Raw genomic sequence first — 5,940 nt, forward strand, 5'->3', positions numbered from 1 at the left:
GCCGCCCATGGCGCCGGAGACCGCGGAGACGACGCGGTGGTCGAGGCCGAGGCGCTCGAAGATCCGGATGTAGGCGGCGCGGTGCAGCTGGTACGCCTCGGCCAGGCCCTCGTCGGTGGTGTCGAAGGAGTACGAGTCCTTCATCTGGAACTCGCGGCCGCGCAGCACACCGGCGCGGGGGCGGGTCGACCAGGCCGCGGGCCTGATGCGGGAGCGCGCCGCGGACGGGCTCGTGGAGCGTGAGGGCCTCGACGAGGTCCGCGCGGGCCTGGGCCCGGCCCCGGTAGGGCCAGCCGCAGCGTTCGAGCCCGATGGTCAGCAGCCCGGCCGCCCGCTCCGCGTCCCCGGTGGCGAGGTGCGCCGTGCCGACGTCGACGGCGAACTCGCCCAGGGCCCGGGTGGACCACGCCCCGGGCCGCGCGGGCAGCTCGCCCGGTGGTGCCCGGCCGTCCAGGACGGCCGCCGTGACCGCCCGCAGGCCCTCGACGGGGAGCCAGTCCTCGATGCTGGGCCGCAGGTCGGTCGCGTGGGCGAGGTGGTCCCGGGCGTCCGCCACCCGCCCGTCGAAGACGGCCACCCGGGCCGTCGCCAGGTCCCGGGCGACGATCTCGGCCACCGTGCGGCCCTCGGCGGGTCCGGACCGGCTGTCCAGGAGCCGGTGCGCTCCCGGCCCGTCGCCCATCAGCAGGTGCGCCCTGGCCCGGAGGCACAGGCCCAGCCAGTGCGGGTCCGGACCCGACCCGAGCAGGCCGAGGTCGGCGCGCAGCGCCGCGGGGTCGGCGAGCCGGCCGGTGTGCTCCAGGTCGATCAGCTGGGTGGCGGCCCGGACCCCGGCGGCCCGGGCGGCCGGTCCGGCGTCGGCCGGCTCCCGCCACCACAGGTGGTCGGCCCACTCCTCGAGCGGTACCGCCGACGCCCACCGCCCGATGCCCTCGGTCCAGGTCGTGCCGGTCAGGAGCGTCACGCCCGCGGCGCGGGCGGCGACCCGCGGCTCCACGGCGCCGGACATCGCCGGGAGGCCGTGGAGGTGGAGCCCGTCCAGGACCGCCTCGGCGGCGGGGGCGGCGACGGCGGCGTGCTCCGGTTCGGCGGTCGCCGCCGGTCCGCCCGTCCTTCCGCCGGCGGCCGCGGAGCGCCGTTCCTCGCGCAGCAGGTCCAGGAGCGGGTAGCGCGCGAGGTCGGCCGTCCCGGCCTGGTCGACGAGCTCCCGGTACGCGCGCCGGGCCGCGAGCCCGACCGTGCGCGGACCCGGCCACCCGACGTCACCGCGCTGCTGGGCCGCGCTGAGCCCGTCGGCCAGCTCCAGGGCGATCCGCGGGTTGCCCGCGCTCCACCGGTGCAGCCGCTCGCCCACGTCGGTCGCGACGGGCCGACCCAGCCGCGCGTCCAGCACGAGCCGCAGCGCCCGCGGGTCGAGCGGCGCCACCTCGACGAGCTCGACGTCGTCGGCCAGCCGGGCCCGCACGACCTGCCGGGTGGCGACGACCACCCGCCAGTCGCGCTGGTACGCCACGTCGCCCAGGCGGTCGAGCCAGCCGGCGCCGCTCGGCGGGTGCAGCTCGACGTCGTCGACGAAGAGGACCCGGGGCCCGCCGACGTGCTCGGCGCGGGTCACCGCATCCAGGAGGGCGACGGGGTCGAGCTCGTGCCCGGGCCCAGGGTCCGCCGGGACGGTCACGTCCGGCAGGTCCAGGCGGTGCCGGCCCGCCAGGTGCTGCGCGGAGGGCCGCGACGAGCTGGAGCGCACCACCCGTACGGCCGAGCGGTCCACGCCTGCCCGGCGCAGTGCGGCCAGCACCGTCGTGCTCTTGCCGATTCCGCTGAGACCGGTCACGACCATGGTGGTCTGGTCGAGGCTGGTCGCGAATGCTCCGATGATCCGAAGCTCCCGATCACGACCGTGCACCGCCCGGTCCAGCCCTCTGCTGCCCTCGGCGGACGCCCACCCGGAGGGGTCGGTCGGCGGCGTCGGCGCCGGGGGTCCGCTTTCTGGACCCACTCTGATTCCTTTCCAGAAGGCTCCATGACCCTCTTTTGAAGCCTTCCCAAGGAGCATAGGTCATCGGGTGAATCGTGCGAGATGAGGGCTCGGCACACGGCCAGGGCAGTGGCCTGGCGAAATGTCGGTGATTGCATCAACGCAACCGGAAATGCACTCGCGGTGCACCTGTGCACGATTGCCTGTGCGCGTGGCAAGTAATGACAAAGGTGTGTCTTCTGGACCGGGGCGCGCAGCACCGCCGCGGCCCGCAGTCACCCGGACGCCGTCCCCGGACGCGCGAGCGTGAGGAGTGAACTCTTGGTCCCGATGCACGTGCCGACAGGCCCACGCAGGAGAGGCGGCGCGATGTGGCGCCGCGGCTTCGCGGTGGCCGTCACCTCTGCCCTCATCGCCACGAGCGCGGCCCTGCCCGCCGTCGCGGTGGACAACTACCCCGACGAGCCGGCCGAGGCCGAGGCCTCGGTGCTGACGTCCGACCTGCTGGAGCAGGCGCTGGCGGGCGCCGCGACGTCCGACGCGGGCTCGGTCAGCAACCCGGGGCCGAACACCGAGAACATCGACGTGGACCTCCTGGGTTCGCAGCTGCTGCAGATCGGGGACCTCCAGCTCCCGGTCGACCAGCTCCTGGACTTCGGCCAGCTCGGCGCCCTCGCCAGCACGAGCGAGGCCTCCGGACCGCAGGACGCGAACGCCGTGTCCGGCCTGGTGGGCGCCGACGGCGGCGTCACGCTGGACGGCGCGGAGGACGAGTTCGGCACCGCGAGCGTCGACGTGCTGTCGCTGGCCCGGCTCGCCGGCGCCGACGGCCTCACCGACGAGATCGTCGACGAGCTCACCGTCGAGCTCGGTGCCGCGGCGGCGGAGGTCACGGCCGAGGACGGCGAGTTCCTCGACCCTGACGGCGGCGGGACCGGCCCGGGCGAGTACCGCCTGGGCGACGCGGACCTCCAGCTGCACTCGCCCGTCATCGAGGACGCGGCCGGCACGGTCGCCGAGATCGGCGGCGAGGTCGACACGCAGATCGAGTCCCTGGTCAACGACACGCTGGACCTCTCCGCGCTGACCGACCTCCTGGCGGCGGTGCCCGGCATCCCGGAGCCGACGCTCGAGGTGGAGTCGAACCTGCAGGACACGCTGGTCGAGTCCGTGGTCGGCGAGCCGCTCACCTCGGAGAACCAGCTCGTGACCATCGACCTGTCCACCGGCGAGCTGCAGGTCCACCTGGAGCACCTGGTGGACGGCACCGACCCGTGGACCGGCGACGACGGCGTCGGGATGAACGGGCTGCCCCCGAACACCGAGGTGCTGGACGAGCAGACCGTCGCGCAGGTCCTCGACGCCGTGACCGAGATCCTCCAGCAGGTCACGCAGATCATGACCGGGGCGATCGAGGAGTCCCTGGACGCCGTGACCATCGACATCGCGTTCTTCGACCAGTCGGCGCTCGGCACGCTCGACGTGTCCTGGTCCGTCCCGCTGGTGGACGCCGTCAACGGCGACTTCCCGCAGGCCGTGAATCGGAGCACGGGCGTCCAGGCGGCGACCGGCACCCTGCTGACCACGACCATCAACGGGCTGGGCAACACGGCGGCGCCGATCTTCGGCGCGGTCTACGACCTGTTGGTCAGCGATGCGGGCACGCAGATCTTCGAGGAGCTGATCGACCCCCTGGCACAGGGCATCTCCGACACCCTCGGCGAGGCCCTGTCACCCGTGTTCGACGTGCTGGTCCAGGTGGTCTCCCTGCAGATCAACCGCCAGGTGACGGAGAGCTGCACCACGGCGGACGGCGAGGAGCTGCTCGGCCAGGTCGAGGTCTCCGCGCTCAGCCTGGGCCTGGTCGAGTCGGCCGACGCCGGCCGGGTCGGGCTCGGCAACGCCGGTGCGCGGGTCGACGCCTGCGACCTCGCGATCGACCCGACGCTGACGGTCGACCCGGCCGAGGCCGTTCCGGGCGGTACCACGACGGTCTCGGGCGAGGGCTACACACCGGACTCGACCGTCACGGTGCAGCTCACGGACGCCGACGGCAACCCCGTGGGCGAACCGGTCACGGTCGACACGGACGAGAACGGTGCGTTCACCACGGATCTGACGGTCCCCGACGACGCGGAGCCGGGCGACTACACCGTCGTCGGCACGGACGACACGACGGGTACGCCCGCCGAGGCCGCGCTGACGGTGGCGCCTGCCGCGGAGATCGACCCGACGCTGACGGCGGACCCGGCTGAGGTCGAGCCGGGCGGGACTGTGACGGTCGACGGGGCGGGCTACACCCCCGACAGCACCGCGACGGTCCAGCTCACCGATGCCGACGGCAACCCCGTGGGCGACCCGGTCACCGTCGACACGGACGAGAACGGCGCCTTCACCACGGATCTGACGATCCCGGACGACGCCGAGCCCGGCGACCACACCGTGGTCGCCACCGACGACACGACCGGAACCACGGCCGAGGCGGCCCTGGCCGTGGCCGAGCCCCCGGCGATCGACCCCACGCTGAGCGTGGAGCCGGCGGAGGTCGCCCCGGGTGGGAGCACCGCCGTGTCCGGCACGGGCTACACGCCCGACTCGACCGCGACGGTGCAGCTCACGGACGCCGACGGCAACCCCGTGGGTGACCCGGTCACCGTCGACACCGACGAGAACGGCGCGTTCTCCACGCTCCTCCCGGTGCCCGAGGACGCCGAGCCGGGCGACTACACCGTGATCGCCACGGACGACACGAGCGGTGACACCGCCCAGGCCACGCTCGCGGTGTCCGCCGGGGCGCCGTCCGTCAACCCCGCGGTCACGGTGAACCCGGCCGAGGTCGCCCCGGGCGGGACCGTGACGGTGGACGGGGCGGGCTACACGCCCGACTCGACCGCGACCATCCAGCTCACGGACGCCGACGGCAACCCCGTGGGCGACCCGGTCACGGTGGACACCGACGAGAACGGCGCGTTCACCGCCGAGCTCCCGGTGCCCGACGACGCCGAGCCCGGCGACTACACGGTGGTCGTCACGGACGACACCACGGGCACACCGGCCGAGGCCCCGCTCGCGGTGGCCCCGGTCGAGGTGTGCACCGACCCGGCCCTGACCGTCGACCCGAGCACCGTCGAGGCGGGCGGCGAGGTCACCGTCATCGGCACGGGCTTCCCGGCCGGGGTGGACGTCAGCGTGAGGCTGACCGATGCCGCGGGAGAGACCGTCGGCGAACCCGTCGTCGCCGTCCCTGACGACACCTGCGCCTTCACGGTCACGATCACCGTGCCCGAGGACGCGGAGCCCGGCGACTACACCGTCGTCGCCGAGCCGGACGACGGCAGCGCGGGTGCCGAGGTTCCGGTCGAGGTCACGGCCAGCTCCGCACGCCCGCTCACGGCATCGTTCGAGGAGGACGCGGTGGCCGTGGGGGAGCGCCAGACGTTCCGCGCGTCCGGCTTCGACCCGGGCGAGATCGTCACGGGCCTGATCCAGTCGCGGGAGATCCGCCTGGTCGGTACGGCCGCGGACGAGGACGGCACGGTCTCGTGGACCTTCACCGTCCCGTCCGACTTCGAGGCGGGGCAGCACGAGGGCACCGCGACGAGCGCGTCCATCGGCGACTCCGCCATGGCGACGTTCCAGGTGGAGCCGACGGCCGGGGACGGCTCGGGCGGCGGATCCGACGCGGGCGCGGGAACCGGAGACGGATCCGGCACAGGTACAGGAACCGGTAGCGGTACCGGCAGCGGTGGCCTCGCGGCGACCGGCGCGGACGTGGCCACCCTGCTGACCGGTGCGCTCCTGCTGCTGACGGTCGGCGGCGTGCTGATCCGACGGCGGCGTCAGCTGGGCGAGTCGCTCGCGACGGCCGTGGGCCGGACGCCGGGTGCGGCGGGGCCGCGCACGGACTGACGGCGACCCGACGGCGCAAGAAGACGTCCGGCCCGGTGCGACCTGCCTCGCAC

The 5,940-nt window shown here is 74.4% G+C and carries 1 protein-coding gene and 1 pseudogene; one reads left to right on the plus strand and one right to left on the minus strand.

Annotated features, from left to right (window positions below; translation table 11 throughout):
- Positions 1-183 (minus strand): annotated as a pseudogene (locus ACFU5G_RS28535) (proline--tRNA ligase); the annotation flags it as partial.
- 2,164 nt (positions 184-2,347) lie between these two features.
- On the opposite strand from ACFU5G_RS28535, the gene ACFU5G_RS28540 reads away from it, so the two are divergent.
- On the plus strand, positions 2,348-5,887 hold the full coding sequence (locus ACFU5G_RS28540) for a choice-of-anchor G family protein (protein WP_377252268.1): 3,540 nt from the start codon (positions 2,348-2,350) through the stop codon (positions 5,885-5,887).
- The last annotated feature ends 53 nt before the right edge of the window (positions 5,888-5,940 follow it).

Origin of the sequence: Promicromonospora sp. NPDC057488 (assembly GCF_042802395.1) — a bacterium.
Classification (GTDB): domain Bacteria; phylum Actinomycetota; class Actinomycetes; order Actinomycetales; family Cellulomonadaceae; genus Promicromonospora.

Coding starts and splice junctions, on each gene's coding strand:
- ACFU5G_RS28540 (WP_377252268.1), top strand. CDS start 2,348: ATGTGGCGCCGCGGCTTCGCGGTGGCCGTCACCTCTGCCCTCATCGCC.